Source organism: Kocuria oceani, from assembly GCF_029524215.1.
GTDB lineage: Bacteria > Actinomycetota > Actinomycetes > Actinomycetales > Micrococcaceae > Kocuria > Kocuria oceani.
This window is the reverse complement of sequence record NZ_JARAMH010000012.1, coordinates 1-24110: the sequence shown is the minus strand read 5'-3', so window position 1 is coordinate 24110 and position 24110 is coordinate 1. Positions and strand designations below refer to the sequence as shown.

Below are 24110 nucleotides of genomic sequence, written 5' to 3'. Positions count from 1 at the left end.
TGCGGACCCGGGGAGGCAGGAAGGCCGCTGAAGTTCTGTCCGCCCAGTATGAGAAGAACCGACGGTTCGTATCCAGGGGTGCGGGAAAGTCCAGAATCCTGCGGGCATCGGTGCTGTCCTCGTGGACGAAATGTTTTACTGTGGCGTGGCGCACACGCATTCGTCCGACACCGCTGCCCGCCCTCCCGTCCCGCCCCGAAGGAGCCCCGCCGTGCCCTCGACCCCCGTCCCGCTGGACGAGACCGACCGGAAGATCCTCGCCGAGCTCTCCCGGGACGCCCGGCAGTCGGTGACCGCGATCGCCGCGGCCGTGCACGTCTCCCGCGCCCACGCCTACGCCCGCATCAACCGGCTGCGCGACGAGGGGGTGATCCTGCGCTTCAGCACCGTGATCGACCCGGTGCGCGCCGGGCTGCAGGCCTCGGCCTATGTGACGCTGAAGCTCCAGCAGAACACCTGGCGGGAGCTGTGCGCGCAGCTGCGGGCCATCCCGGCCGTGCACCACATCGCCCTGGTGGGCGGCAACTTCGACGTCATGCTGCTGGTGCGCGCCGTGGACACGGTGCACCTGCGGCAGGTGATCTTCGAGCACATCCAGCAGCTGCCCGGCGTGGTGGACACCCAGACGTTCCTGATCTTCGAGGACATCGACACCCGGGCGTGACCCGCCGGGGCGCCGGGAGCGCCGGGGCTCACAGAGGGCGCCACCGGGGGCCTCACGAGCGGCGTCACGATCCGTCACGGACGTCATCTTGGGTCGCGGAACGGCGCCGGCCCGCCCCGCGCATAGTGTGGTCCCAGCTTCACGAGACGCGACTGCCAAGCTCCGACTGGGTCGCGCACCAACCCCATGCTCATCGGGTGGTTCGGATGAGGAAGCGGCCTGCATCCCCGCTGCCCCGCAGCGGGTGACCGGTGCGGGTAAGAGCACGTGCACAGGAGCCGCGCCATGTCCCTCCCCGTGACCGATCACGACCTCTCGACCCGGCAGATCCACGCCGGCGCCGACCACGACCCCGGGCAGCGCACCCTCACGGTGCCGATCTACCAGAGCGCCGCCTTCGAGTTCCCGGACTACGAGGCCGCCCGGCAGATGTTCGCCCAGACCCGCGCCGGCTTCACCTACACCCGCACCGGCAACCCCACGGTCGCCGTGCTCGAGCAGCGGATCAGCGACCTCGAGGGCGGGGCGGGCGCCGTGGCCACCGGCTCCGGGCAGTCCGCGGTGGCCGTGGCCCTGCTGGCCCTGCTGGGCCAGGGGGAGGACAAGCACCTGGTCGCCTCCGAGAAGCTCTACGGCGGGACCGTGGACCTGCTCACCGACTCGCTGGCCGACCACGGCGTCGAGGTCGACTTCGTGGACCCCACCGCACCCGGCGCCTGGGCCGCGGCCGTGCGCCCCGACACCCGGGCCTTCCTGCTCGAGTCCATCGGCAACCCGCTGGCCACGCTGCCGGACCTGCCCGGGATCGCCGACGTCGCCCGGGCGGCGCGGGTGCCCGTCGTCGTCGACAACACCCTCGCCTCCCCGGCGCTGTACCGGCCGCTGGAGAAGGGCGCGGACATCGTGGTGCACTCGGCCACCAAGTTCCTCGGCGGCCACGGCAACGCCCTCGCCGGGGCGGTCGTGGACGGCGGGACGTTCGACTGGTCCGCCGAGCCTGCGCGGTGGCCCCAGTTCACCCGCGCCCGCGCCCGCTGGGGCGGGCAGAGCCTGCTCGACAAGTGCGCCGGCGCCAGCCCCTACCTGCACCTGGTCCGGGCCAAGTACGTGCACGACCTCGGCACCACGCTGTCCCCGTTCAACGCCAGCCAGATCCTGCAGGGCACCGAGACCCTCGACCTGCGGGTGGCCCGGCACACGGCCTCGGCGCTGACCGTGGCCGAGTTCCTCGCCGGCCACCCCGCCGTCGCGCGCGTGCACCACCCCGGGCTGCCGGGGGACCCCGGGGCCGGGATCGCGGCCCGGGACTTCCCCCGCGGCACCGGCTCCGTGTTCTCCTTCGACCTCGCCGCCCCGGACGCCGCCGTGGGCCCCTTCATCGACGGGCTGCGACTGTTCAAGCTGGTCGCCAACATCGGCGACACCCGCAGCCTCGTGGCCCACCCGGCCGCGATGACCCACTGCCGGCTCACGCCCGAGCAGCGCCGGGCCGGCGGGATCGCCGAGACCACCGTCCGGCTCTCGATCGGCCTCGAGGCGCCCCAGGACCTCGTGGCCGACCTCGGCCAGGCCCTCGACGCCGTGCTCGAGACCGTTTCGACCCTCCGGAAGTGAGCCCCACCATGAGCCAGACCGTCACCACCCGCCGCCGCGGCTTCACCACCACCGCCGTCCACGCCGGCCAGCAGCCCGACCCCCTGACCGGGGCCGTCATCCCGCCGGTCTACCAGACCTCCACCTTCGCCCAGGACGGGATCAACGTCCTGCGCGCCGGCCACGAGTACAGCCGCGGCTCCAACCCCACCCGCAACGGCTTCGAGGAGCAGCTCGCGGCCCTGGAGCACGGCGAGCGCGCGTTCGCCTTCGCCTCCGGGATCGCCGCCGAGGACGCGCTGCTGCGGGCGGTGCTGCGCCCGGGCGAGCACGTGGTGCTCGGCGCCGACGGCTACGGCGGCACCAACCGGCTGATCACCCGGGTGCTCGCCCCGTGGGGGATCGGCCACACCCCCGTGGAGATCACCGATCTCGACGCCGTCCGCGCCGCGGTCCGCCCCGGGGACACCGCGGTGCTGTGGCTGGAGACGCCCTCCAACCCGCTGCTCGGCATCGCCGACGTCGCGGCCTGGGCGGAGCTGGCCCGGGAGGCGGGCGCGCTGCTCGTGGTGGACAACACCTTCGCCTCCCCGTACCTGCAGAACCCGCTGCTCCTGGGGGCCCACGCCGTGGTGCACTCCACCACCAAGTACATCGGCGGGCACTCCGACGTCCTCGGCGGGGCCGTGGTCGTCGGGACCGCCGCCTGGCGCGGCGCCCCGCTCGCCGAGACGGTCGGCTTTCAGCAGTTCGCCGCAGGCGCCGTGGCCGGGCCCCAGGACAGCTACCTGGCCGCCCGCGGGCTCAAGACCCTGAGCCTGCGCATGGAACGCCACCAGGAGAACGCCCAGCGGATCGCGGAGTGGCTGCTGGGGCGTCCGGAGGTCTCCCAGGTGCTCTACCCCGGGCTGCCCGAGCACCCCGGCCACGCGCTCGCCGCGACGCAGATGCGCGGGTCCGGCGGCGTGGTCTCCTTTCGCCTCGCCGGGGGAGAGGCCGCGGCCCGCGCGGTGGCCGAGGGCACCCGGCTGTACTCCCTGTCCGTGAGCCTGGGCGGGGTCGAGTCCCTGATCTGCTATCCGTCGGAGATGACGCACGCCTCGGTCCGGGGCACCCCGCTGGCGGTGCCCACCGACCTCGTGCGGCTGTCGGTGGGGATCGAGGACGTCGAGGACCAGCTGGAGGACCTCGAGCGGGCGCTGGCGGGCGCCGCCTCGTAGCCCGAGGCGCTACCCTGACCCGCATGAGCACCGGCACCCCGCACCAGGAGACGTCCCTCGAGCTGCCCGGGCCCGTGGTGGGCACCGGATGGCTGGCCGCCCACCTCGGCGACCCCCGGCTCGTGCTGGTGGACGCGAGCTCCACGCTCAACCGCACCGACGAGGCCATCCCGGGCGCCCTGCTCCTGGACCTGGACGGGCCGTTCGCCGACCCGTCCGCGGAGCTGCCGCACACCATGCCGCCGGCGGGCCGGCTGACCGCGGCGGCCCGCGCGCTGGGGATCTCCCGGACCAGCAGCGTGGTGGCCTACGACGGCAAGGGCGTCTTCGCCTCCGCGCGGGTGTGGTGGATGCTGCGGGCGGCGGGCTTCGACCGGGTCGCGGTGCTCGACGGCGGGCTGCCGGCCTGGGCCGCCGAGGGACGGCCGGTGGGCGCGCACGCGGATCCGCCCGCCGAGCCCGGTGACGTCGAGCTCGTGCCGCAGGAGGGGTTCTTCGTGGGCGCGGACGACGTCGCCGGCGCCCTCGCCGAGCCCGGGGCGGTCGTCCTCGACGCCCGCTCCGCCGGCCGGTTCGCGGGCACGGAGCCCGAGCCCCGCCCCGGCCTGCGCCCCGGCCACATGCCCGGGGCGGTCAGCCTGCCGTACACGGAGCTGCTGGGCGCGGACGGGCGGCTGCTGCCGCCGCCCGAGCTGCGGGAGCGCATCGCAGCGGCGGCCCCCGAGGGCCGGCGCGTGGTCACCAGCTGCGGCTCGGGGCTCACCGCGTGCGTGCTGGCCCTGGGCGCCCACCTCGCGGGCCGCACGGAGGTCTCCGTCTACGACGGCTCCTGGGCCGAGTGGGGCCGCCCGGGCCCGCGGCCGGTGGTCGGCCCCCGCTGAGCCGGGCCGGCGGTGGTGGCCCGGCTGGGCCGGAGGCCGGCGCGCGGTCAGCCGCGGGCCGCGGCGTCGCGCGCGGCGGCGGTCCGCTCGACGTCGTGGGTGCTGGCGGCCTGCTCGACGTCGTGGGTGCCGGCGGCCTGCTGGGCGTCCGGTCCCGCGCCGTCCCGCGCGGCGGCCGCGGCCAGGATGTTGCGGGCCATGGAGGGGAAGATGAAGCCGTGGAAGGGCCACACCCCCCACCAGTAGAGCCGGCCGGGCAGGCCCTTCGGGAAGAAGATGGCCCGCTGCCGGTAGCGGCTGCCCTCGCCCTCGGGCTCCACGGACAGCTCGAGCCAGGCCCGGCCGGGGGCCCGCATCTCGGCGTGCAGCAGCAGCTTGTGGCCCTCCTCCAGCTCCTCGACCCGCCACCAGTCCACGTACTCGCCGACCTGCAGGTCCGTGGCGTCGCGGCGGCCGCGGTTGAGCCCGGCGCCGCCCACGAGCTTGTCCATGACCCCGCGGACCTGCCAGGCCAGGGGCAGCGAGTACCAGCCGTTGCGCCCGCCGATGGACTCGATGACCCGCCACACCTGCTCGGGGCGGGCCGGGCCGGTCCGGCTGCGCTCGTCGACGAAGACCGTGCGCCCGGCCCAGTCCGGGTCCGAGGGGAGAGGGTCAGCGGCGGCCTCGGAGGAGCTGTAGTGGACGTCCCACGTGGTCTCCACGGAGTTGTCCTCGATCTTCTTCAGGGCCAGGGCCACCGCCCGGCGGTACCCTGCCAGCCCCTCGGGCGGCGGGGGGATGTAGGCGTCGATGTCGTGCTCGCCCGCCACCGCGTCGTGCTGCAGGGACTGCACGAGCGGCACGGCCAGCGCCAGCGGGATCGGGGTGACCATGCCCACCCAGAACCCGGACAACCGCGGGGCCGGCAGGGGGAGGTGGAAGACCACCCGCCGGCGCAGTCCCGCCACGCGGGCGTATCGGCGCATGGCGTCCGCGTAGGTCATCACGTCGCGGGAGCCGATGTCGAAGGTGCGGTTGAGGTCCTCCGGCAGGTCCATCGCGTGGACGAGGTAGTACAGGACGTCGCGCACGGCGATGGGCTCGATCCGGTTGGTCACCCAGGAGGGGGCCGGCATGACCGGGAGGGTGTCGCCCAGGTGCCGGATCATCTCGAAGGAGGCCGACCCGGAGCCGATCACCACGCCGGCCTGGAGGACGACCGCGGGGACCGCCCCGGCCAGCAGGATCTGCCCGACCCGCACCCGCGAGCGCATGTGCTGGGACAGCTCGACCCCGGAGGGGTGCAGCCCGGAGAGGTAGACGATGCGCCGCACCCCGGCCCGCTCCGCGGCCTCGGCCACGGTGCGGGCCATCTGCGCCTCCTGCTCCTCGAACTGCCGGGAGCCGCCCATGGAGTGCACCAGGTAGTAGAGGGTGTGGACGTCCCGGCAGGCGGCGGTCATCCCGTCGAGGTCGTTGAGGTCCGTCTCGGCGACCTCCACCCGGTCCCGCCACGGCACGGAGTGCAGCTTGCCGGGGGAGCGCACGGCGACGCGCACGGTGTGGCCCGCCTCCACCATGCGGGGCGCCAGGCGCCCGCCGACGTAGCCGGTGGCACCGGTGATGAGGACGCGCTGGGGAGAGCTCATGGCCTGCCTTTCGTGCGGGTCCCGTGAGCGTACCAACGCCGCCCGACAGGTCCCTGGGGGCCGGCCGGGCCGCCCGGACACGGCGACGGCCGCATCCCGGCGGGATGCGGCCGTGTCCGGCGGCCCCGCAGGACGCGGGCCGGGAGCGCGGGTCAGGGCAGCGCCAGGCGGAACACCTTCGCCCACGCCGAGGCCACCTGCTTGGGCAGGGGACCGGTGGTGTAGGGCAGCTCGTAGCGCTCGCAGATCTCGCGCACCTTCACGGCGACCTCGGCGTAGCGGTTCGAGGGCAGGTCCGGGAACAGGTGGTGCTCGATCTGGAAGGACAGGTTGCCGGTCATCAGGTGCATCAGCCGCGAGCCCGAGATGTTGGCGGAGCCGATCATCTGCCGCACGTACCAGTCCCCGCGGGTCTCGCCCTCGATCTGCTCCTCGGTGAAGGTGTCCGCCCCGGCCGGGAAGTGGCCGCAGAAGATCACGGCGTGCGCCCAGATGTTGCGCACGGCGTTGGCGGTCAGCGTCGCGGTCAGCGCCTGCTTCGCGGAGCCGGTCACGGCCGCCGCGGCGGGCGTGGCCGCGTAGTCCTTGGCGGCCTGCTTCGCGAACTTCGCCCCGAGGGCCTTGAGCCCGCGCCGCAGCTCGGCGACCGGCTTGCGGCCCTCCCGGACCTCGTCCAGCTCGAGGTCGTAGATCGCGATGCCCCACTCGAAGACCGGGGCGAGCAGCGCGTTGTAGAGCGGGTTGCCCAGGTTGCGCGGCGTCCAGGGCTGGTCCTCGTCCATGCGCAGGATCGTGTACCCGACGTCCCGGTCCTTGCCGACCACGTTGGTCCAGGTGTGGTGGAGGTCGTTGTGGGTGTGCTGCCACGCCTCGGCCGGGGTCACGAAGTCCCACTCCCAGGTGGTGGAGTGGATGTCGGGATCGCGCATCCAGTCCCACTGCCCGTGCAGGACGTTGTGGCCGATCTCCATGTTCTCGAGGATCTTGGCGAGGGTGAGCATGCCGGTGCCGGCGAGCCAGGCGGGCTTGTGCTTGGCGAACAGCAGCGCGGCCCGCCCGGCCAGCTCGAGGGAGCGCTGGGTGGCGATCACCCGGCGGATGTAGGCGGCGTCGCGGGCGCCGCGGGTGGCGATCACGGACTCGCGCAGGGCGTCGAGCTCCCGGCCCAGCTCCTCGATCTGGACGTCGGAGAGGTGGGCGGCGGCGGAGGGCTTGGCCCGTCCGGCGGGCCGGCCCTGGTCGAGCAGGAGGGGGGTGACGATGGTCATGGTGTCGCTCCTTCGGGAACGGGATCAGGGGAAGGGGATCAGGTGGTGGGGAGCGGCGCTCAGGCGTCGAGGCTGACGGGGCCGGCGGCCGTGGACACGCACGTCTGGACGAGGTGCCCGGGCTCCCCGTGCACCTCCCCGGTGCGGGTGTCCCGGACCTGCCCGGAGAGCAGGGGGGTCACGCAGGCGTGGCAGATGCCCATGCGGCAGCCGCTGCGCATCATCAGGCCGGCGTCCTCGCCGGCGGCGAGGAGGGTCGTGGCGCTGTCGGCCTCGACCTCGGTGTCGGACTTCTCGAAGGTCACGCGGCCGCCCTCCCCGCCGGAGCCGGGGGCGACGACGGCGGCGAAGCGCTCGACCCGCAGCTCGCCCTCCTCGCGCTGCCACAGGGCCTCGGCGGCGTCGAGGAAGTCCGCGGGCCCGCAGGCGTAGGCCGCACGGTCGCGCCAGTCGGGGCAGGCGGCGTCGAGGTCGCCGGTTCCGGCGAGGTCGAGCCGGCGGCCGCGCTCCCCGGTGAACCACTGGACGAGGCGGAAGCCCGGGAACTGGTCGGCCAGCTCCAGCAGCTCCTCGCGGAAGAGGGACTCCTCGGGCGAGCGGGAGGAGTGCACGAGCACGAGGTCGGCGTCCGCGCGGCGGGGCACCAGCGTGCGGATCATGGACATGACCGGGGTGAGACCGCTGCCCGCGGTGAGCATGAGCAGCGGGCGGGGACTCTCGGGGAGCACGAAGTCGCCCTCCGGCGGGGCGAGGAACAGGACGTCGCCTCGGCGGGTCCCCCGCACCAGGGCGGTGGAGACCTTGCCCATCGCGGTCACGGTGATGGCCGGGTCCTGCCCGGCGCCGGTGCTCAGCGAGTAGGAGCGCCAGTGCCGCACCCCGTCGATCTCCACCCCGATGCGCGCCCACTGGCCGGCCTGGTGCGCGTTCCACCCCTTGCCGGGGCGGAACCGGATCGTCACCGAGTCCGCGGTCTCGGGCACCACGGAGGTCACCAGGCCGCGGAGCTGGCGGGCACTGGCGAGGGGATCGACGAGCCGGAGGAAGTCCTCCGGGGAGCGTGGGGTCGTGAAGGCCGAGGCGAGGCGGGAGAGCAGTCGTATGGATGGCACCTAATCACTGTGCCGCAAATCCGGTGCCGATTCTCGTTCCGTCACGTACTCTTTCAGTGGAGAAACTGTGTCGTCGGAATGAAAGGGGGCGCCGGTGGATGCACCGCAACATCCGGGCCGGACGGACCGGGAGCTGCCCTGGACGTCCCTGCCCCCGGCCCTCACCCCGCTGCTCGTGCCGCACCTGCCCGCCGTCACGGAGGAGCTGCTGGACGCCGTGCGCCACGACGTCCCGGTCTACGCCCGGCCGCTCGAGGGCCTGTTCGGGGACAGCATCCGGCAGGGGGTCGAGGTGGCCCTGACCCGCTTCCTGCACCTGCCCGGGACCGCGCGGCCGGCGCTGCAGCAGGAGGACCGGAGGGTGTACGAGGGGCTCGGCCGCGGCGAGGTGCGGGAGGGGCGGCCCATGGACGCCCTGTTCGCCGCCTACCGCTCCGGGGCCCGCACCACGCTGCGCTCCCTGTCCCGGGTGGCCATGGACGCCGGGTTCGAGGCCTCCGTGCTGATCGGGCTGGCCGAGTCGGTCTTCGCCTACATCGAGGAGCTCTCCGCGGCCAGCGCGGAGGGGTACGCGCTGGAGCAGTCCGAGCGCGCGGGGGAACGGGACCGGATGCTGGACGCCCTCGCGGACATGCTCGTCCGCGGCCACGTGGTGGAGGACTCCGTGCGCAGCGCCGCGGCCGCCGCCGGCTGGCCGGTGCCGGAGCGCGTGGTCGTGGTGACGCTGGCCGCCGACCGCCGGGTGGGCCTGCGCTCCCGGCTGGGGGAGCGGGCGCTGCTCACCTCCCGCCCCGGCGACGTGGTGGCCGTGGTGCCGGAGCCGTCCTCCGCGTCCGGGCGCCAGGACCTGGAACGGGCGCTCACGGGGCGCAGCGCCGTGATCGGCCCGGGCCGGCCCTGGTACGCGGCCGCCGACTCCCTGCGGCTGGCCGCGCTGACCCGTGACCTGATGCGGCGGGAGGAGCCGGTCGGGGAGGGGCCGGTGTGGGTCTCGGAGCACCTCGTGCAGCTCGTGCTGCATGGCGAGCGCTCCGTGGTCGAGGACCTCGCCGCCCAGCGGCTGGCCCCGCTGGACGAGCTGCGCCCGGGGCAGCGGGAGCGGCTCGGCGCCACCCTCCTGTCCTGGCTCGCCCACCAGGGGCAGCGCGCGGCCATGGCGGCGGAGCTGGGGATCCACGAGCAGACGGTGGGCTACCGGGTGAACCAGCTGCGGGAGGTCTTCGGGGAGGTCCTCAACGACCCGCAGACCCGCTTCGAGCTCGAGCTCGTCCTGCGCGCCGGGTTCCGCTGACCCCGGTCCCGCCGGGCTCAGCCGGTGCGCTTGTAGGACTCCCGCTCGCGGTCGTCGTGCGCGGTCTGCTCGGCCGCGGTGATGGCCCCGCCGCCCCGGTGCGCCGGCATCCACCACGCCCCGGGCGCGGGGACGACCGGATAGCTGTCGATGCACCGGTCGATGCCCTCCTGCATCGCCTTCCGCAGCCGCTCGCTCGCCGCGCGGACGTCCTCGTCGGCGGCGACGCGCAGCAGCGGGCCCACGTGCACCCGGACGGGAGTCCGCCAGACGTCGCGCAGCCGGATCCCGCCCCGTCCGCGGGTGAGCATCCGGTGCCCGCCCCACACGGCCACGGGGATGACCGGGACGCCGGTCTCCGCGGCCATCCGGGTGGCGCCGGTGCGCAGCGGCCGCACGGTCCAGCTGCGGCTGACCCCGCCCTCGGGGAACACGGCGAGGAACTCCCCGCGCCGCAGCTTCGCCAGGGCCTCCGCGTAGGCGGGGGCCCCGTTGGCGCGGTCGACGACGACGTGGTCGCACAGCCGGCACACCGCGGTCACGAAGGCGCTGCCGGTGTGCTTGCGGGTGATGAGGAACCGCGAGTGGGCCCGCAGCCGGCGCCAGATCACCAGCTGCGCGAACACGAAGTCGAGATAGCCGAAGTGGGTCACCGCCACGACGGCGCCCCGGCCGGGCCGGACCTCCCGGTCCAGCCCGTGCACCACCTGGTCGTCCGGCAGGTGCTCCTCGCCCGAGGTGAGCACCGGCACGCGGAAGAGCCGCACCGCGGCGAGGCCGGCGAGCACGATGGCCCGGTAGGCGTACTTGTTGGGGCGCAGCTGCAGGGCCACGGGCGCTCCTCGGGGACGAGGCCCGCGGTGGGGCCGGGAACGGTCTGCGGGACATCGTAAGCCCGCGCGGCCCGCCCGGCGGCCTCCGCTCAGCGGCGGTCCGCCGGCGGCGTGCCGTCCGCCTCCTCCGGGCGCGTGAAGGCGAGCCAGATCGCCGGCGCCACGTCGTGCTCGGCGGCGCCCTCGGGGCCGTCCGCGAGCCGGGCGTTGAGCGAGCCGTCGTAGGTGGCCAACAGCATCCGGGCGAGGTCGGCGACCTCGACGGTGAACCGCAGCCGCTGCCTGCGCGCCACCCGGGTGAGCGCGTCGACGACGGCGTCCACCAGGGCGTCGCGGTGTCCGGCCAGCACCTCCCGGACCGCGGGCGAGCGCCGGGCGGTCAGCAGCAGCTCGAGCCGCACGGTGTGCCACGTCGTGTCCGAGGTGTGGTCGGACAGGCCCTCGAGGATCCGCACGACCACCTCCTCCGCGGAGGCGCCGGCGGTGAGCCAGCGCTCCAGCTGCTCCCCGAGCCGGGACACCAGCTGCTCCACGTGGTCCTCGTACACGGCCAGGGCGAGGTCGGTCTTGGAGTCGAAGTTGCTGTAGAACGCACCGCGGCTGAAGCCCGCCGCCGCGCACAGCTCCCCGACGCTCGCGCCCTCGATGCCCCGCTCGGCGAAGACGCCGGCGGCGGTCTCCAGCAGGCGCCGACGGGTGGCCGTCCGGGAGCGCTTCGCGCCCTCGTCCCTGCCCGGTCCGCTCGTCATGGGGCGGCTCCTTCCCCGGCTCGCACCGGGCACTCGATACATCGGTGTATTCTGACGGTCGACCTGTTCGATACATCAGTGTATCCAATGTTGTGCTGGAAGGCCGTGCCCATGCCCACCGTGCCCGCCCCGTCCGCTCCCCGGCATCTGGCGCAGCCCCGGGAGCGCCCGCCCTGGCGCTCCCTCAGCTTCTGGGCCGCGCCGCTGCTCACCGTCCTGGCCCTGGCCGTCGCGGGGACGGCCCTGTACATGGGCGGGCTCTCCGACCCCACGGCCCACCTCCGGGACTTCCCGGTGGCGCTCGTCAACCGGGACGCCGGGGCGGACGCCGCCGGGGGCGAGCACCGGAACCTGGGCCGTGAGATCGTCGACGGCTTCGTGGACGGGGCCGAGGGGTCCGACGAGCTCGACCTGAGGGTCCTCGACTGGGACGCGGCGCAGCAGCAGCTGGACTCCGGCCGGGTCTACGCCGCCGTGGTGGTCCCCGAGACGTTCTCCGCGGACGCGACCGGGCTCGTGCAGGGGGCCCTGACGAGCGAGGATTCCCGCCGGCCGCGGATCACGGTCCTCACCGACCCCCAGGCGGGGACGCTGGGCACCCGGCTGGCCGCCGGTGCGGTGGAGCCGGCGCTGCAGGAGGCGAGCGTGCGCCTCGGGGAGCAGCTCACCGCGGCGGCCGAGCAGGCCGAGGAGCAGGCGTCCGCGGCGGTCCAGCGGCGGCTCGCGGACGCCCAGGCGGAGCAGTCGCGGGAGCTCGCCGCGGCCGCCGCCCAGGCCGGGCCCGGCGCCCAGGCCTTCGCCCGGCAGATCGCCGCCGCCCAGGAGGGCATCCCCGGCAGTCTCGCCGCGGAGCTCGCCCCGCGGGTCAGCTCCGCCTCCGCCGCGGCGCTCGCGGACCCGGTCGACGTGGTCGTGGAGGCCTTCCACGAACCGCAGCCCGGCACGGCGCTGGGCATGGGGGCGTTCTACTACGCCGTGCTGCTCCTCGTGCTCGGGCTGAGCGGATCGATCGGGGCGAGCATCCTGATCGACGGGCGCCTCGGGGTGGCGCCCCTGGAGCTCGGTCCCGTCTTCCGCCAGCGGCTGCGGGCGCGGCCGTCCCGGCGGGCGACCTTCCTCATGAAGTGGGGCGTGGTCGTGCTGGCCGGCGCCCCCGCCGCGGGTTCGATGATGGCGGTGTGCGCAGGACTCGGGGTGCCGCTGCCGCACGGGTTCCTCCTCTTCCTGCTGAGCTGGCTGTCGATCGCCACCGTCTCCGCCGTGACCCTCGCCCTCGTCACCGTGCTCGGCAGCGCGGGGCTGGTCCTGGCCATGGTCTACCTCGTGCTCATGGGCCTGCCGTCCGCCGGGGCCGTGGTCCCGCTGGAGGCGCTGCCGGAGTTCTTCCGGGCGATCGCCGCAGCGGAGCCGCTGCACCACATGGCCACGAGCGTGCGCGCGGTGCTCTACTTCGACGCCGTCCCGGACGCCGGCCTGCGGGTCGGCCCGCCGGCCCTGGGGGCGCTCCTGGCGGGCTCCGTGGCCCTGGCCCTGGCCGTGGGGGCGGTCTACGACCGCCGGGCGGGTCGCCGCGGGGCGGTGCGCTGACCCCCCGCCCGGCGCCCGGTCCCGGTATCCCGCAGGACTGCGGTCAACCCCCATACCGCCCCCGGGAACGGCGGTCTACGCTGGCAGCACCGCATCCCACCGCACCGACCAGGAGCACGCGATGTCCTACCTTCCTCCGTCCGCCCCCCGCCCGGGTGAGGGCGGCCCCGGCCCCTCCGGTCCCGGCAGCGGGCCCGGCTACGACCCCGGCCCCTCCGGCGCCGGCCACGGCTACGGGCCCGGCGGGCCGGCACCGCAGTACCGGGCGCAGGGCGACGACCGCACGATCGCGATCCTCACCCACCTCTCCGGCCTGGTCGGCGCGCTGATCTCCGTCGGCTGGCTCGGCTTCGTGGGCCCGCTCGTCGTGTGGCTCGTCCACAAGGACCGCAACGCGTTCCTGCGGGCCACCGCGGCCGGATCCTTCAACTTCAACCTGTCGATGTGGCTGCTCAACGCGGCCGCCTGGGTCTGCCTGTTCACGGTGATCCTCTTCCCGGTGGCGATCGTGCTGTGGCTCGTGGCCGCGGTGCTGCTCGTGGTCTGCCACGTCCTGGCCGTGCTCAAGGCCAACAAGGGCGAGGTCTACCGCTACCCGCTGCAACTGCCGGTGCTGCGCTGAGCCGGGTGCTCAGGACACCGGGGCCGGCTGCCGGCCCCGGTGGAGGAGCACCACGGCCGCCACGAGGACCAGCAGCGCCGCGCTGAGCCCGTCGAAGCCGACGAGGGCCAGCACGGGGCCGGCCAGCGCGCCCCCGGCCGCCCCGGCGAGGTTCATGAACAGGTCCGAGACGCCATGCAGCTGCGGCCGCTCGGCCGGCGGGACGGCCTCCGCCACGAGCGCCGAGCCGGCCACCGTGGACGCCGACCAGCCGAGCCCCAGCAGGACGAGGCTGACCGCCACGAGCGCCGGGGCGGCCGAGGCCAGCCAGGAGAGCACGAGCGAGGCCGTGAACGCGGCCTGGCCGAGCAGGACCACCGGGCGGCGGCCGACCCGGTCCGCGAGCCAGCCGAAGACGGGGGCGAGGGCGTACATCCCGGCCACGTGCAGGCTGATGGTCAGGCCCACGAGGCTCAACGACGCGCCGTGGCCGGTCAGGTGCACGGGCGTCATGGACATCAGCGCCACCATGACCGCGTGGCTCAGCGCCACGGTGAGCACGGCACGGCGGGCGGGCGCGGAGGAGCGCAGCACGGCGAGCCCTCCGGCGGGCGAGGGCCTGCCCGTCCCCGCGGCCTCGCCCTCGGCCACGGCCAGCAGCAAGGGGTCGGGGCGCAGCGCGGTGAGGTACACGAGCGCGCCCGCGGCCTGGGCCGCGAGGGCGATGACGAATCCGCCGGTCAGCTCCGGCAGTCCCAGGGCCCGGCCGAGGAGCTCGCCCGGCACGAAGAGGTTGGGGCCCAGCACCGCGCCGATCGTGGTGGACCACACGACGAGGGACAGGTCCCGGGCACGCGTGTCGTCGGCGGCGAGGTCGGTCGCCGCGAAGCGGGACTGCAGGTTCAGGGCCGATCCGGCGCCCAGCAGGGCCAGGCCCAGCAGCAGGACGGGAAAGCTCGTGAGGACGGCGGCGCCGATCGTGACGCCCGCCCCGGCCATCGCGGTGACCGCGCCGGTGCTCAGGGAGATCCGGCGCCCGCGTGCCCGGGCCAGGCGGGCCAGCGGCACGGCGAGCAGGGCCGCGCCGAGGGTGTTCATGGTCGCGGCCATCCCGGACCACGCCGGGGAGCCGGAGACCTCGGTCACGAGCAGGGCACCCAGGGCCAGGGTCGCGCCCACCCCCACCCCGCCCAGGACCTGGCCCAGGGCGAGGACGCGCACGACCCTGCGCTGCAGGGCGCGGCGCTGCGCCGCCGGGTCCGTCGGGTGCATGGCCGCCATCATATACCCCTGGGGGTACGGACCCCGGGTGCGCGGCGGGTCGGCGGTGTGCTTCCATGCTGGGCATGGACCCTCGACCTGACCTCGTTCCCGGCGCCGACGGGCTGGCCCGCCCGGTCTGGGCCGCGACGGACCCGCTGCTGCGGGCGTACTACGACACGGAGTGGGGTCTGCCGGTGCGCGACGAGCGGGGCCTCTACGAGCGGATCTGCCTGGAGGGGTTCCAGGCCGGGCTGTCCTGGGCCACCATCCTGCGCAAGCGCCCGGCGTTCCGCGCCGCCTTCGCGGACTTCGACCCGGACGTCGTGGCCGGCTTCGGGGACCCCGACGTCGACCGGCTCCTGGCCGACGCCGGCATCGTGCGCCACCGCGGCAAGATCGAGGCCGCCGTCGGCAACGCCCGGGCCACCGTGGCCCTGCGCGCCGAGGGCGGACTGCCCGGACTCGTGTGGTCCTTCCGCCCCGCGGCCACCCCGCGCCCGCGCACGGCCGCCGAGGTGCCCACCCGCTCCGCAGAGTCCGAGGCCCTCTCCCGGGCGCTGCGGGCCCGGGGCTTCCGCTTCGTGGGGCCGACCACGATGTACGCGCTGATGGAGGCCGTCGGGATCGTGGACACCCACCTGGTGGGCAGCCACCGGCGGGGCAGCTCCGGGGTCTGGCCGGAGCCGGACGGGCGTGCGTAGGATCGTCAGCACCGATCCCGGCGGCGCCGCGCGCCGCCTCCCGGCAGGAGGCCAGAGACCATGTACGACAACAGCCGGCAGCCCAGCGCGGTGCTGCCCCTGATCCTGAGCACCGTCGGCTCCGTCCTGGTCGGCATGGTGGTGCAGCGGCTGCGCCGGGACCGCGCCGCGGCCCGCGGCGCCGTGCCCACCCGCGGCGAGCGCGCGGCCCGGGCCCGCCGACGCGGGCCGGTGCTCTGAGGCCGTGACGAGCCGCGCGATCAGCTGGGTGGACGTCTTCTCGCCCACGCCCCTGGGCGGCAACGCCCTCGCCGTCGTGCACGGGGCCGACGCCCTGGGCGAGGACACGATGGCCCGCTTCGCCCGCTGGACCAACCTGTCCGAGACGACCTACCTGCTCGAGCCCACCGTGCCGGAGGCGGACTACCGCGTGCGGATCTTCACCCCCGGAGGCGAGCTGCCGTTCGCCGGGCACCCCACGCTGGGGACCGCGGCCGCCTGGCTCGCCCTCGGGGGCCGGCCCGCCGGGGAGGACGTCGTGCAGGAGTGCGAGGTGGGCCTGGTGCCCGTCCGGCGCCGCGGGGACGAGCTGGCCTTCGCCGCGCCGCCCCTGCTGCGCTACGAGCCGGTGGCGGAGCCGGAGCTGCTGGACCGGGTGGCACGGTGCCTGCGCCTGGACCCCTCGGCCCTGCTCGACGTCTCCTGGCTGGACAACGGCCCCGGCTGGATCGGGGTGCGCGTGGCCGACGCCGCGACCGTGCTCGGGCTGCGGGCCGACTGGTCCGCCATGGCCGGGCTCAAGCTCGGGGTGGTCGGGGCGCACCCGGCGGGCGCGGAGTGCGACGTCGAGGTGCGCGCGTTCGTGGGGGACTGGGTGGTGGAGGACCCGGTCACCGGCAGCCTCAACGCGGGCCTGGCCCGCTGGCTCACCGACAACGGCTGGGCCCCGGAGGCCTACGTCGCCGCCCAGGGCACCGTGCTCGGGCGCACGGGCCGGGTGCACGCGCGGCGGGAGGCGGACACGATCTGGATCGGCGGCCACGTGAGCCCGGTGGTGCGCGGCACGGTGGAGCTGTAGGCCCGCCGCGCGCCGGTGTCAGTATCGTGGGGCCATGAGCACCCTGGGAATCCTCGTCCGCACCCGCCGGCCGGCCGCACCGGAGGGCACCATCGAGGCGGCCCCGGCCACCGCAGGGGCCGGCCGCGCCTGTCCGGGCCGGCCCCCGGCGGCCGAGAGGAGCCGCTGAGATGGCGGTGCAGCGGCTGAGCGCCGAGCGGATCACCGACTCCGTGACCTACCACGGGGAGGGACCGTGCTGGTCCGACCGGTGGGGCGGGCTGCGCTGGGTGGACATGCTCGCCGGGGACGTGCTGTCCTTCGGCGAGGACGGGGAGGTCCTGCGCCGGCACGTGGGGGACGTGGTGGCCTGCGTGCGACCGCGCGCCACCGGCGGCGCGGTCCTGGCGGTCGAGACGGGGGTCGCGCTCGAGGACCCGGACGGCACCGTCCACCCGCCCGAGCTGTTCTGGCAGCCCGGCACCGTGCGGATGAACGAGGGCGGCGCGGGCCCCGACGGGTGCTTCTACACCGGCTCCATGGCCTACGACCAGGCCGAGGGCGCGGCAACCCTCTACCGGGTGCACCCCGACCTCCGGTGGGAGCCCGTGCTGGAGGGCGTCACGGTCTCCAACGGCATCGCCTGGTCCCCGGACGGCACTCGCGCCTACTACAACGACACGCCCACCGGGAAGGTCGACGTGCTCGACTGGTCGCGGGACCGGGGGCTGCACCGCCGGCGGACCTTCGTGGTGCCGCAGCTGGAGGAGGGGCAGGACGTGCACCCCGACGGCTTGACCGTCGACTCCGCAGGAGCGGTCTGGGTGGCCCTGCACGGCGCCGGCCAGGTCCACCGCTACACCGCCGAGGGCGAGCTCGACGCCGTCGTGGAGGTGGGCGCCCGACAGACGACCGCGTGCTGCCTGGGCGGGCCGGACCTGCGCACCCTCTACATCACCACGTCCCGGGAGAACCTGGAGGCGGGCGAGGACCCCGCCGCCGGATCCCTGTTCTCGGTGCGGGTGGACGTCCCCGGCCTGCCCGTCCTGCCCTTCGCCGGCTGAGCGCGATGCGCACCCCCCGGACGCCGACGGGCTTGACCCTCACGCGACGGAAGGCCCCAGGGTGGAGGACATGGACGGACAGCGGCCCGTGACGACGGGCGAGAGGCTCACGGTGGGACAGGTGGCGGAGCGCTTCGGCGTCACCGTCCGCACGCTCCACCACTACGACGACGTCGGCCTGCTGCGCCCGAGCGAACGCTCGGCCGGCGGCTACCGCCTGTACACGGACGAGGACCTGCTCCGGCTGCGGCACGTCGTGGTCTACCGCCGGCTCGGCTTTCCCCTCGAGCGCATCGAGGAGCTGCTGGCCGCGGACGAGCCCGGGGCCGTGCTGGCGCACCTGCGCCGGCAGCGCGAGTCCGTCCTGGCGAGGCTGGCCGAGCTGTCCGGCCTCGTCACCGCGATCGACCGAGCACTGGAGAAGGAAATGACCGGAATCGACCTGACCCCGCAGGAACGGCGCGAGCTGTTCGGGGACGGCTTCAGCGACGAGTACGCGGCCGAGGCCGAGCGCCGCTGGGGCGACACCGACGCGTGGGAGCAGTCCCGCCGCCGCACCGCCGGCTACGACGCGGAGGAGTGGCGGCGGATCGCGGCCGAGACCGCGGCGATCAACCAGCGGTTCGTCGAGGCCCTGCGCGCCGGGCTGCCCGCGACCTCGGCCGAGGCGATGGACGCCGCGGAGGCCGCGCGGCGCCAGATCCACGACCGCTTCTACGACCTCTCGCCGGAGTTCCACCGGGCGCTGGGGGACATGTACGTGGCGGACCCCCGGTTCACGAAGACCTACGAGGACCTGGCGCCCGGGCTGGCGCAGTACGTCCGGGACGCGATCCACGCCAACGCCGACCGCGCCGCGGACTGAGGACCGCGACGCTCGTCCCGCCGCGTGCCCGGGCACCGGCCCGGGGACGCGGCGGCCTCCGCGTGCCGGCTCCCAGGCCCGGCGCCCGGGGGACGACGTGCGGAGGACGACGTGCGGGCCGGGCAGGCCGCCGGTCTACGATCGAGCGGAGGAGGAACCATGACCGAGACCCCCCGGGCTGCCCCGGACGTCGTCACCCGCTCGATCCGCCTGCTCGCCGAGCAGGGCTGGGAGTCCACGACCGTGGACCGGCTGGCGCAGGCGGCCGGGATCAGCCGCGCCACGTTCTTCCGCAAGTACGGGTCCAAGGAGGACATCGTCTTCGCGGACCACGCCGCCAACCTCGAACGGCTCGAGCAGCTGCTGGCCCGGTCCGGCGCCACCCCGGGCACGGATCCCGCCGTGGTGCTGCGCGAGGGCGTGCTGCTGGTCTTCCGCCACCACCTCGACCACCGCGAGCGCGCGCTCGCGCGCAACGCCCTGCTCCGGCAGGTGCCGCAGCTGCGGGAGCGGGAGCTCATCACCTCCCACCGCTACGAGCGGGTCCTGCAGCGCTACCTGCGCTCCGCGCTGCCCGAGACCCCGGCCCGGGCCACCCTCGCCACGGCGCTGTCCGCGGCCGCGGTCGCGGTGCACAACGCCTATCTGCGGGGCTGGTTGCGCGCCCCCGAGACCGACCCGTCGGCGGAGCTGGCCGCGCAGACCGAGCGGCTGGCCCGCGCCCTGGTCGCCGGTTTCGGCCACCCCGGGGCCGCACCGGCCGGCGAGCCGACGGCCGCCCGCGCGCGGCCGGCCGTCGTCGTCACCGTGCTGGACCCGGCGGCGGACACGGAACAGGTCCTGGCCTCCGTGCGGGACGCCCTCCGGTGAGGGCTCAGACCTCGTCGGCGAGGATCGCGTAGATCAGCTCGTCGCGCCACTCGCCCAGCTGGCGGTGGCTCTGGCGCAGCGTCGCCTCCAGGCGCATGCCGATGCGCTCGCAGACCTTGGCGGAGCTCACGTTGAGCGCGTCCAGGCTCGCGCAGACGCGGTGGGCGCCCAGCGAGGCGAACGCGAACTCGATGGCCGCACGCGCGGCCTCCGAGGCGATGCCCTTCCCGGCGTGGTCGGGATGGACGACCCAGCCGATCTCGACCTGGTCGGCCTCCGCCTCCGTGAGCGTCAGCACGATCTCGCCCACGAGCTCCCGCGAGCCCTTCGGGGACACGGCGAAGCGGACGTGGTCGCCGTCCCGGCTCCAGGGGCGCAGCCCGCTGTTCTCGGCGAGGGCCCGCTCGCACTCCTCGCGGGTGCGCGGGCCCCGCCACGCGTACTGCGCGTAGTCCTCCCGGCGCTGGTACGAATACATGGGCTCGAGGTCCGCGGCGTCGAAGCGGCGGAACACGAGGCGTTCGGTCTCTGGAGGCAACACATCGATCATCAGTAGCGATACTAATGCCTCGGGGCGCCGTACGCCGCGTCCCGCCATGACACTGAGACTCAATACCTTGACGTGATACTCCGTATCAGTCAGAGTGGTGCCGATCACGTCCCGTCCCAGGAGTCCGTCCATGGCACCCGCCCCGCACGCCCCGTCCTTCCCCTCCACCGTCACGGTCGCCGTCGAGCACCTCGTGCTGCCCGGCCGGCACCTCCCGAGCGCCCTCGCGCGGCTGGACTCGACGCAGCCCGGCGGACTGATCATCTGGGGCTCCGAGGCCCTGGGGCAGCTGCGGGACGTTCTGCGCTCCGTGGACCAGTCGGCCGTCGAGGCGATCGTGGTCACCGGCAACGCCCGGTCCTTCGGCGCGGGGGCCGACCTCAAGGAGATCCGGCACGCGCAGCTCAGCGGCGTCTCCGACTCCTACGTCGGCCTCGGGCACGAGGCCTTCGGCATCCTGGCCGACGCGGAGGTGCCGACCTTCTCCCTGCTCACGGGGCAGGCGCTGGGCGGCGGGCTCGAGCTGGCCCTGCACACCGACCACCGCGTGGCCCACCCGCGCACCGGCCCGCTCGGCCTTCCGGAGTGCCGGCTGGGCTTCTTCCCGGGCTGGGGCGGCGTCCACCTGCTCCCGCACCTCGTCGGCCCGGCCGCGGCCCTGCGCATCATCGTGTTCGATTCCCTGCGCGGCCGCCACGTGAAGGCCCGGGAGGCGCAGGAGCTCGGCCTCGTGGACGTCGTGCTCGACGCCGCGCCGGGGACCGAGCAGTGGGACCCCGCCTGGCAGCGGTGGGTGGCCGGCCGGCTCGCCGCGCTCGACGCCGGGGAGCCCCGCCGGCGTCCCGGCGCACCGGGCCGGGCGGACGACCGGGAGTGGCAGGAGGCCGTCGAGCAGGCCCGCGTCCGCGCGGAGCGCACCTGGCACGGCGCCGCCCCGGCTCCGCTGGTGGCGATCGACCTCGTCGCCGACGCCCGCACCGAGAGCCGCACCGAGAACGGGGCCAAGGCCGTCGCGGCCTTCGCGGAGCTCGTCCGCGGGGACGTCGCCAAGGCCTCCCTCTACGCCTTCGAACTGGTCTCCTCCCGCTCCCGGCGGGCCTCCGACGTGCCCGAGGCGGCGCCGAAGCCCCTGCGCAAGGCCGCCGTCATCGGCGCCGGGCTGATGGCCGGACAGCTCGCCTCCCTCATCGCCGGAGGTGCCCGAATCCCCGTGGTCATGACCGACCTCGACGACGAACGGCTCGCCGCCGGCGTGGCCCGGACCCGGGAGCGCTTCGCCGCCCAGGCCGCCAAGGGCCGGATCACAGCAGAGCAGGCCGAGCAGCTCGGCGGTCTGATCACCGCCGCGAGCGGACCGGAGGACCTCGCCGACGCCGATCTCGTGATCGAGGCCGTCTTCGAGGACCTCGACGTCAAGAAGGCTGTCTTCGCCCAGTGGGAGAAGGTCGTCCGGCCGGACACCGTCCTCGCGACGAACACGAGCTCCCTGTCCGTCACCGCCATGGCCGAGGGCCTGCGCCACCCCGAGCGGGTCGTCGGCTTCCACGTGTTCAACCCCGTGGAGGTCACCCCGCTGCTCGAGATCATCGCGGGGGAGCGGACCGGTGACGTGGCGCTGGCCACCGCCTTCGACCTCGCCGCCACGCTGCGCCGCACGGCCGTGCGGGTCCAGGACGCCCCGGGCTTCGTGGTCAACCGCGTGCTCACCCGCATGTTCGACGTGGTGGTGCGGGCGGTCGACGCGGGCGCCGACGTGGCGACCGCCGACCACGCCCCCGACCCGCTGGGGCTGCCGATGACGCCGCTGCGGCTGCTCGACTTCGTGGGGCCGGCGGTGCTGCACCACGTCGGCGGCACCATGCAGCGGGCCTACCCCGAGCGCTTCGCCCGGTCCCCGTGGATGGACGCGGTGGTCGAGGCGGGGCTCACCCACGTCCTGCCGACCGAGCGGGCCCCGGAGACGGGGGCGGACGGCTACCTCGCCGCCGAGGCCGCCCGGCTGCTCGAGCGCACCCGCGCCGAGCACCCCGAGCTCGCCGCGCACGCCCCGGCCTCCGCCGAGGAGCTGCTCGCCCGCATCCAGGACGCCCTCGCCGAGGAGATCGGCGCGATGCTGGCCGAGGGCGTCGTCGCCGGACCCGAGGACGTGGACCTGTGCATGATCCTGGGCGCCAACTACCCCTTCCACCTCGGAGGGATCACCCCGTACCTCGACCGCACGGGCGCCGCCGCCCGCGTCCTCGGCCGCCGCTTCCACCAGGACTGACCCGGCACCGCCCTCCACCCGACCGCTGAACGACCGAAGGATGCTCCGATGACCGCCACCCCCGAGACCGGCGAGAGCCTGTTCCCCGCCGGCACCGTGGAACCCGACTACGTCCTCGACGAGGCCCTCGGCACGGACGCGGCCGGCGCCTTCGAGTCCGTCTCCGACGCCGACCGCGAGCACTGGATGCGGGCGCGGGCCTTCGTCCAGGAGGACCTGCTGCCCGTGATCGCCGGGCACTGGGACAGCTCCGAGTACTCCCTCGACCTCGTCCGCCGGCTGGGGGAGCTCGACCTGCTGCGCGACGGTGTGGCGGTCGACGGCTACCCCGGGATGTCCAAGACCGCCGCCGGGCTGGTCAGCATGGAGCTCTCCCGGGGTGACGGGTCCATCGCCACCGTCTCGGGCGTCCAGGGCGGGCTCGCCATGCGCTCGATCGCGATGTGCGGTTCCGAGGAGCAGCGCCGGCGCTGGCTGCCGCGCATGGCCACCGGCGAGCTGCTCGGCGCCTTCGCGCTCACCGAGCCCACGCACGGCTCGGACTCCGTGAGCCTGGAGACCCGCGCCACCCGGGTGGACGGCGGCTGGCTGCTCAACGGCGAGAAGAAGTGGATCGGCAACGGTTCCATGGGCGGGATCACCGTGGTGTGGGCCCGCTCCGACGCGGACGGCCAGGTCCGCGGCTTCGTGGTCCCGCAGGAGAGCCAGGGCTACACCGGCACGACCATCCGCGGGAAGCTCGCCCTGCGCGCCATCCATCAGGCGCACCTGCGCTTCGAGAACGTCTTCGTCCCCGAGGAGAACGCGCTCCCCGCGGCCCGCTCCTTCAAGGACACGGCCGCGGTGCTCTTCGCCACGCGGGTCAGCGTGGCGTGGGGCGCCGTGGGGCACGCCCAGGCCTGCTACGAGACCGCGGTCCAGTACGCCGCCCAGCGCGTGCAGTTCGGCCGGCCGCTCGCCGCGTCCCAGATCGTCCAGGAGCGCCTGGCCCGGATGCTGAGCGAACTCACGCAGATCCAGCTGCTCGTGGCGCGGATGACCGAGCGGGAGGAGGCCGGGACGCTCACGGGCGAGCAGGCGTCCCTGGCGAAGTACACCTCCACCCGGACGGCGCGCTCGATCGCCGCGAACGCCCGTGACCTCATGGGCGGCAACGGCATCCTGATCGAGCACCGCGTCGCCCGGCACTTCGCGGACATCGAGGCCCTGCACACCTACGAGGGGACCGAGACGATGCAGGCCCTGATCATCGGGCGGAGCATCACGGGGCTCTCCGCGTTCGCCTGAGCCGCGCACCCGCACCCCTCGGACGGTGCCCGGACACGAGGACGCCCCGGCCGTGACGACCGGGGCGTGCTCGTGTCCGGGGACCGCGCTCAGGAGAGCGGGTCGCCGCCGGCGTGGAACGAGTCGTTGCTCGAGTCGACCTCGTCCTCGAAACCCGAGTTCTCGGGCACGTCGAGATTGTCGAGGGCCTCGCCCATGCCCGGCTCCTCGGGCGGGATCTGCTCGTCCCCGGCCTCGAAGCGGGCCTCGGCCGTCTCGTCCCGCAGCTGCTGCTCGGAGGGGACCACCGGGTGGGCGGGATCGGCGCGCTCGTCCGCCGCGTCCACCTCGGCTCCCTCGATGAGCGGGTCGTCGCGCCAGTGGTCGGGGTCGACCTCCGCCGCGCCCTCGTAGGTGTCGGGGGTCTCCGGCAGTTCTTCCGGTGAGGTGCCCATCTGCTGTCCTTTCGGTTGACGGTCACGGATGTGTCATCAGCCTACGCACGAATCCGCCCGGGCCGAGGGGTCAGGACGGGCGTTCGCGGACCGCGTGCACGGCCCCGGCCCGGACCGTCCCCGGCCGCTCCGGGGCGCGTCAGCGGGGGACCCTCGGCGACGCCGTCAACGGCCTCCTGGCGTGGTGGTGGGTGTTTTGACGGGGTGTGGGGGTGGGTGTAGTGTCGTCCGGGTTGCTGCGGGTGGGCGAGGTTCTCGCCCCGTGGTGGCGGTAGGTTTCCGGTTGATGGTTCGTTCCCGGTGGTCCTGGTGTGGTTGTCGTG

General features: G+C 74.9%; 24 protein-coding genes and 1 riboswitch. Of the genes, 16 read left to right on the top strand and 8 right to left on the bottom strand.

The features are described from left to right. Positions 1-211: 211 nt before the first annotated feature. From PU704_RS13110 to PU704_RS13095, 4 genes are all read left to right on the top strand, one after another. Positions 212-664 (top strand): Lrp/AsnC family transcriptional regulator, encoded by a 453-nt coding sequence (locus tag PU704_RS13110; RefSeq protein ID WP_047803935.1) that lies wholly within the window; start codon positions 212-214, stop codon positions 662-664. Between the two features lie 137 nt (positions 665-801). Then, positions 802-934, top strand: a riboswitch (SAM riboswitch). Positions 935-949: 15 nt separating this feature from the next. Beyond that, positions 950-2278, top strand: a complete 1329-nt coding sequence (locus tag PU704_RS13105) for an O-acetylhomoserine aminocarboxypropyltransferase/cysteine synthase family protein (RefSeq protein ID WP_277551660.1) — start codon at positions 950-952, stop codon at positions 2276-2278. An 8-nt stretch (positions 2279-2286) separates the two neighbouring features. Then, positions 2287-3477 (top strand): cystathionine gamma-synthase, encoded by a 1191-nt coding sequence (locus PU704_RS13100; RefSeq protein ID WP_277551659.1) that lies wholly within the window; start codon positions 2287-2289, stop codon positions 3475-3477. Between the two features lie 23 nt (positions 3478-3500). Next, a complete protein-coding gene (locus tag PU704_RS13095) occupies positions 3501-4358 on the top strand; it encodes a sulfurtransferase (protein WP_277551658.1) in 858 nt (285 codons plus the stop codon). Positions 4359-4405: 47 nt separating this feature from the next. On the opposite strand, the gene PU704_RS13090 is transcribed toward PU704_RS13095, so the two are convergent. The 3 genes from PU704_RS13090 to PU704_RS13080 all read right to left on the bottom strand — a co-directional run bounded on the left by PU704_RS13090 (position 4406) and on the right by PU704_RS13080 (position 8369). Beyond that, entirely contained in the window at positions 4406-5989 is a 1584-nt protein-coding gene (locus PU704_RS13090) for an SDR family oxidoreductase (RefSeq protein ID WP_277551657.1), read from the bottom strand. A gap of 152 nt (positions 5990-6141) precedes the next feature. Further along, positions 6142-7257 (bottom strand): fatty acid desaturase family protein, encoded by a 1116-nt coding sequence (locus PU704_RS13085; RefSeq protein WP_047803520.1) that lies wholly within the window; start codon positions 7255-7257, stop codon positions 6142-6144. A gap of 59 nt (positions 7258-7316) precedes the next feature. Then, positions 7317-8369: a ferredoxin reductase gene (locus tag PU704_RS13080; RefSeq protein ID WP_277551656.1), complete on the bottom strand. Its 1053-nt coding sequence runs from the start codon at positions 8367-8369 to the stop codon at positions 7317-7319. Between the two features lie 94 nt (positions 8370-8463). On the opposite strand from PU704_RS13080, the gene PU704_RS13075 reads away from it, so the two are divergent. Beyond that, on the top strand, positions 8464-9660 hold the full coding sequence (locus PU704_RS13075) for a PucR family transcriptional regulator (RefSeq protein ID WP_075872678.1): 1197 nt from the start codon (positions 8464-8466) through the stop codon (positions 9658-9660). Between the two features lie 17 nt (positions 9661-9677). Here the strand turns inward: PU704_RS13075 and PU704_RS13070 are convergent, their stop codons facing one another. Together PU704_RS13070 and PU704_RS13065 are read right to left on the bottom strand one after the other, a co-directional pair. Continuing rightward, complete coding sequence (locus PU704_RS13070) at positions 9678-10493, bottom strand: lysophospholipid acyltransferase family protein (RefSeq protein WP_075872677.1); 816 nt, start codon at positions 10491-10493, stop codon at positions 9678-9680. A gap of 89 nt (positions 10494-10582) precedes the next feature. Then, positions 10583-11242 carry a TetR/AcrR family transcriptional regulator gene (locus tag PU704_RS13065; RefSeq protein WP_047803516.1) on the bottom strand — a complete coding sequence of 220 codons (660 nt, stop codon included), beginning with the start codon at positions 11240-11242 and terminating at the stop codon, positions 10583-10585. 111 nt (positions 11243-11353) lie between these two features. Between PU704_RS13065 and PU704_RS13060 the strand changes: the two genes are divergently transcribed. Together PU704_RS13060 and PU704_RS13055 are read left to right on the top strand one after the other, a co-directional pair. Then, entirely contained in the window at positions 11354-12829 is a 1476-nt protein-coding gene (locus PU704_RS13060; RefSeq protein WP_277551653.1) for a YhgE/Pip domain-containing protein, read from the top strand. 121 nt (positions 12830-12950) lie between these two features. Beyond that, complete coding sequence (locus PU704_RS13055) at positions 12951-13451, top strand: DUF4870 domain-containing protein (RefSeq protein WP_277551652.1); 501 nt, start codon at positions 12951-12953, stop codon at positions 13449-13451. Between the two features lie 9 nt (positions 13452-13460). Here the strand turns inward: PU704_RS13055 and PU704_RS13050 are convergent, their stop codons facing one another. Then, positions 13461-14711: an MFS transporter gene (locus tag PU704_RS13050; protein ID WP_277551651.1), complete on the bottom strand. Its 1251-nt coding sequence runs from the start codon at positions 14709-14711 to the stop codon at positions 13461-13463. 56 nt (positions 14712-14767) lie between these two features. On the opposite strand from PU704_RS13050, the gene PU704_RS13045 reads away from it, so the two are divergent. The 7 genes from PU704_RS13045 (at position 14768) to PU704_RS13015 (ending at position 19250) form a co-directional block, all read left to right on the top strand. Continuing rightward, on the top strand, positions 14768-15394 hold the full coding sequence (locus tag PU704_RS13045; protein ID WP_277551649.1) for a DNA-3-methyladenine glycosylase I: 627 nt from the start codon (positions 14768-14770) through the stop codon (positions 15392-15394). 60 nt (positions 15395-15454) lie between these two features. Continuing rightward, complete coding sequence (locus PU704_RS13040) at positions 15455-15634, top strand: hypothetical protein (RefSeq protein WP_047803512.1); 180 nt, start codon at positions 15455-15457, stop codon at positions 15632-15634. 4 nt (positions 15635-15638) lie between these two features. Then, on the top strand, positions 15639-16472 hold the full coding sequence (locus PU704_RS13035) for a PhzF family phenazine biosynthesis protein (RefSeq protein ID WP_075872671.1): 834 nt from the start codon (positions 15639-15641) through the stop codon (positions 16470-16472). Positions 16473-16506: 34 nt separating this feature from the next. Beyond that, on the top strand, positions 16507-16641 hold the full coding sequence (locus PU704_RS13030; protein WP_277551647.1) for a hypothetical protein: 135 nt from the start codon (positions 16507-16509) through the stop codon (positions 16639-16641). Position 16642: 1 nt separating this feature from the next. Next, a complete protein-coding gene (locus PU704_RS13025) occupies positions 16643-17515 on the top strand; it encodes an SMP-30/gluconolactonase/LRE family protein (protein ID WP_203225604.1) in 873 nt (290 codons plus the stop codon). A 70-nt stretch (positions 17516-17585) separates the two neighbouring features. Continuing rightward, entirely contained in the window at positions 17586-18380 is a 795-nt protein-coding gene (locus tag PU704_RS13020) for a MerR family transcriptional regulator (RefSeq protein WP_047803523.1), read from the top strand. A gap of 159 nt (positions 18381-18539) precedes the next feature. Then, on the top strand, positions 18540-19250 hold the full coding sequence (locus PU704_RS13015) for a TetR/AcrR family transcriptional regulator (RefSeq protein WP_047803510.1): 711 nt from the start codon (positions 18540-18542) through the stop codon (positions 19248-19250). A 4-nt stretch (positions 19251-19254) separates the two neighbouring features. Here the strand turns inward: PU704_RS13015 and PU704_RS13010 are convergent, their stop codons facing one another. Further along, on the bottom strand, positions 19255-19800 hold the full coding sequence (locus PU704_RS13010; RefSeq protein ID WP_047803522.1) for a GNAT family N-acetyltransferase: 546 nt from the start codon (positions 19798-19800) through the stop codon (positions 19255-19257). A 130-nt stretch (positions 19801-19930) separates the two neighbouring features. On the opposite strand from PU704_RS13010, the gene PU704_RS13005 reads away from it, so the two are divergent. Together PU704_RS13005 and PU704_RS13000 are read left to right on the top strand one after the other, a co-directional pair. Then, complete coding sequence (locus PU704_RS13005; RefSeq protein ID WP_277551646.1) at positions 19931-22066, top strand: 3-hydroxyacyl-CoA dehydrogenase NAD-binding domain-containing protein; 2136 nt, start codon at positions 19931-19933, stop codon at positions 22064-22066. 48 nt (positions 22067-22114) lie between these two features. Continuing rightward, positions 22115-23353, top strand: coding sequence for an acyl-CoA dehydrogenase family protein (locus tag PU704_RS13000; RefSeq protein WP_277551644.1), 1239 nt, complete (start codon positions 22115-22117; stop codon positions 23351-23353). 89 nt (positions 23354-23442) lie between these two features. On the opposite strand, the gene PU704_RS12995 is transcribed toward PU704_RS13000, so the two are convergent. Continuing rightward, entirely contained in the window at positions 23443-23787 is a 345-nt protein-coding gene (locus PU704_RS12995; protein WP_053004914.1) for a hypothetical protein, read from the bottom strand. Between the last annotated feature and the right edge of the window lie 323 nt (positions 23788-24110).

Coding starts and splice junctions, on each gene's coding strand:
- PU704_RS13105 (WP_277551660.1), top strand. CDS start 950: ATGTCCCTCCCCGTGACCGATCACGACCTCTCGACCCGGCAGATCCAC.
- PU704_RS12995 (WP_053004914.1), bottom strand. CDS start 23,787: ATGGGCACCTCACCGGAAGAACTGCCGGAGACCCCCGACACCTACGAG.
- PU704_RS13050 (WP_277551651.1), bottom strand. CDS start 14,711: ATGGCGGCCATGCACCCGACGGACCCGGCGGCGCAGCGCCGCGCCCTG.
- PU704_RS13040 (WP_047803512.1), top strand. CDS start 15,455: ATGTACGACAACAGCCGGCAGCCCAGCGCGGTGCTGCCCCTGATCCTG.
- PU704_RS13065 (WP_047803516.1), bottom strand. CDS start 11,242: ATGACGAGCGGACCGGGCAGGGACGAGGGCGCGAAGCGCTCCCGGACG.
- PU704_RS13000 (WP_277551644.1), top strand. CDS start 22,115: ATGACCGCCACCCCCGAGACCGGCGAGAGCCTGTTCCCCGCCGGCACC.
- PU704_RS13060 (WP_277551653.1), top strand. CDS start 11,354: ATGCCCACCGTGCCCGCCCCGTCCGCTCCCCGGCATCTGGCGCAGCCC.
- PU704_RS13030 (WP_277551647.1), top strand. CDS start 16,507: ATGAGCACCCTGGGAATCCTCGTCCGCACCCGCCGGCCGGCCGCACCG.
- PU704_RS13025 (WP_203225604.1), top strand. CDS start 16,643: ATGGCGGTGCAGCGGCTGAGCGCCGAGCGGATCACCGACTCCGTGACC.
- PU704_RS13015 (WP_047803510.1), top strand. CDS start 18,540: ATGACCGAGACCCCCCGGGCTGCCCCGGACGTCGTCACCCGCTCGATC.
- PU704_RS13020 (WP_047803523.1), top strand. CDS start 17,586: ATGGACGGACAGCGGCCCGTGACGACGGGCGAGAGGCTCACGGTGGGA.
- PU704_RS13005 (WP_277551646.1), top strand. CDS start 19,931: ATGGCACCCGCCCCGCACGCCCCGTCCTTCCCCTCCACCGTCACGGTC.
- PU704_RS13100 (WP_277551659.1), top strand. CDS start 2,287: ATGAGCCAGACCGTCACCACCCGCCGCCGCGGCTTCACCACCACCGCC.
- PU704_RS13055 (WP_277551652.1), top strand. CDS start 12,951: ATGTCCTACCTTCCTCCGTCCGCCCCCCGCCCGGGTGAGGGCGGCCCC.
- PU704_RS13090 (WP_277551657.1), bottom strand. CDS start 5,989: ATGAGCTCTCCCCAGCGCGTCCTCATCACCGGTGCCACCGGCTACGTC.
- PU704_RS13045 (WP_277551649.1), top strand. CDS start 14,768: ATGCTGGGCATGGACCCTCGACCTGACCTCGTTCCCGGCGCCGACGGG.
- PU704_RS13095 (WP_277551658.1), top strand. CDS start 3,501: ATGAGCACCGGCACCCCGCACCAGGAGACGTCCCTCGAGCTGCCCGGG.
- PU704_RS13085 (WP_047803520.1), bottom strand. CDS start 7,257: ATGACCATCGTCACCCCCCTCCTGCTCGACCAGGGCCGGCCCGCCGGA.
- PU704_RS13010 (WP_047803522.1), bottom strand. CDS start 19,800: ATGATCGATGTGTTGCCTCCAGAGACCGAACGCCTCGTGTTCCGCCGC.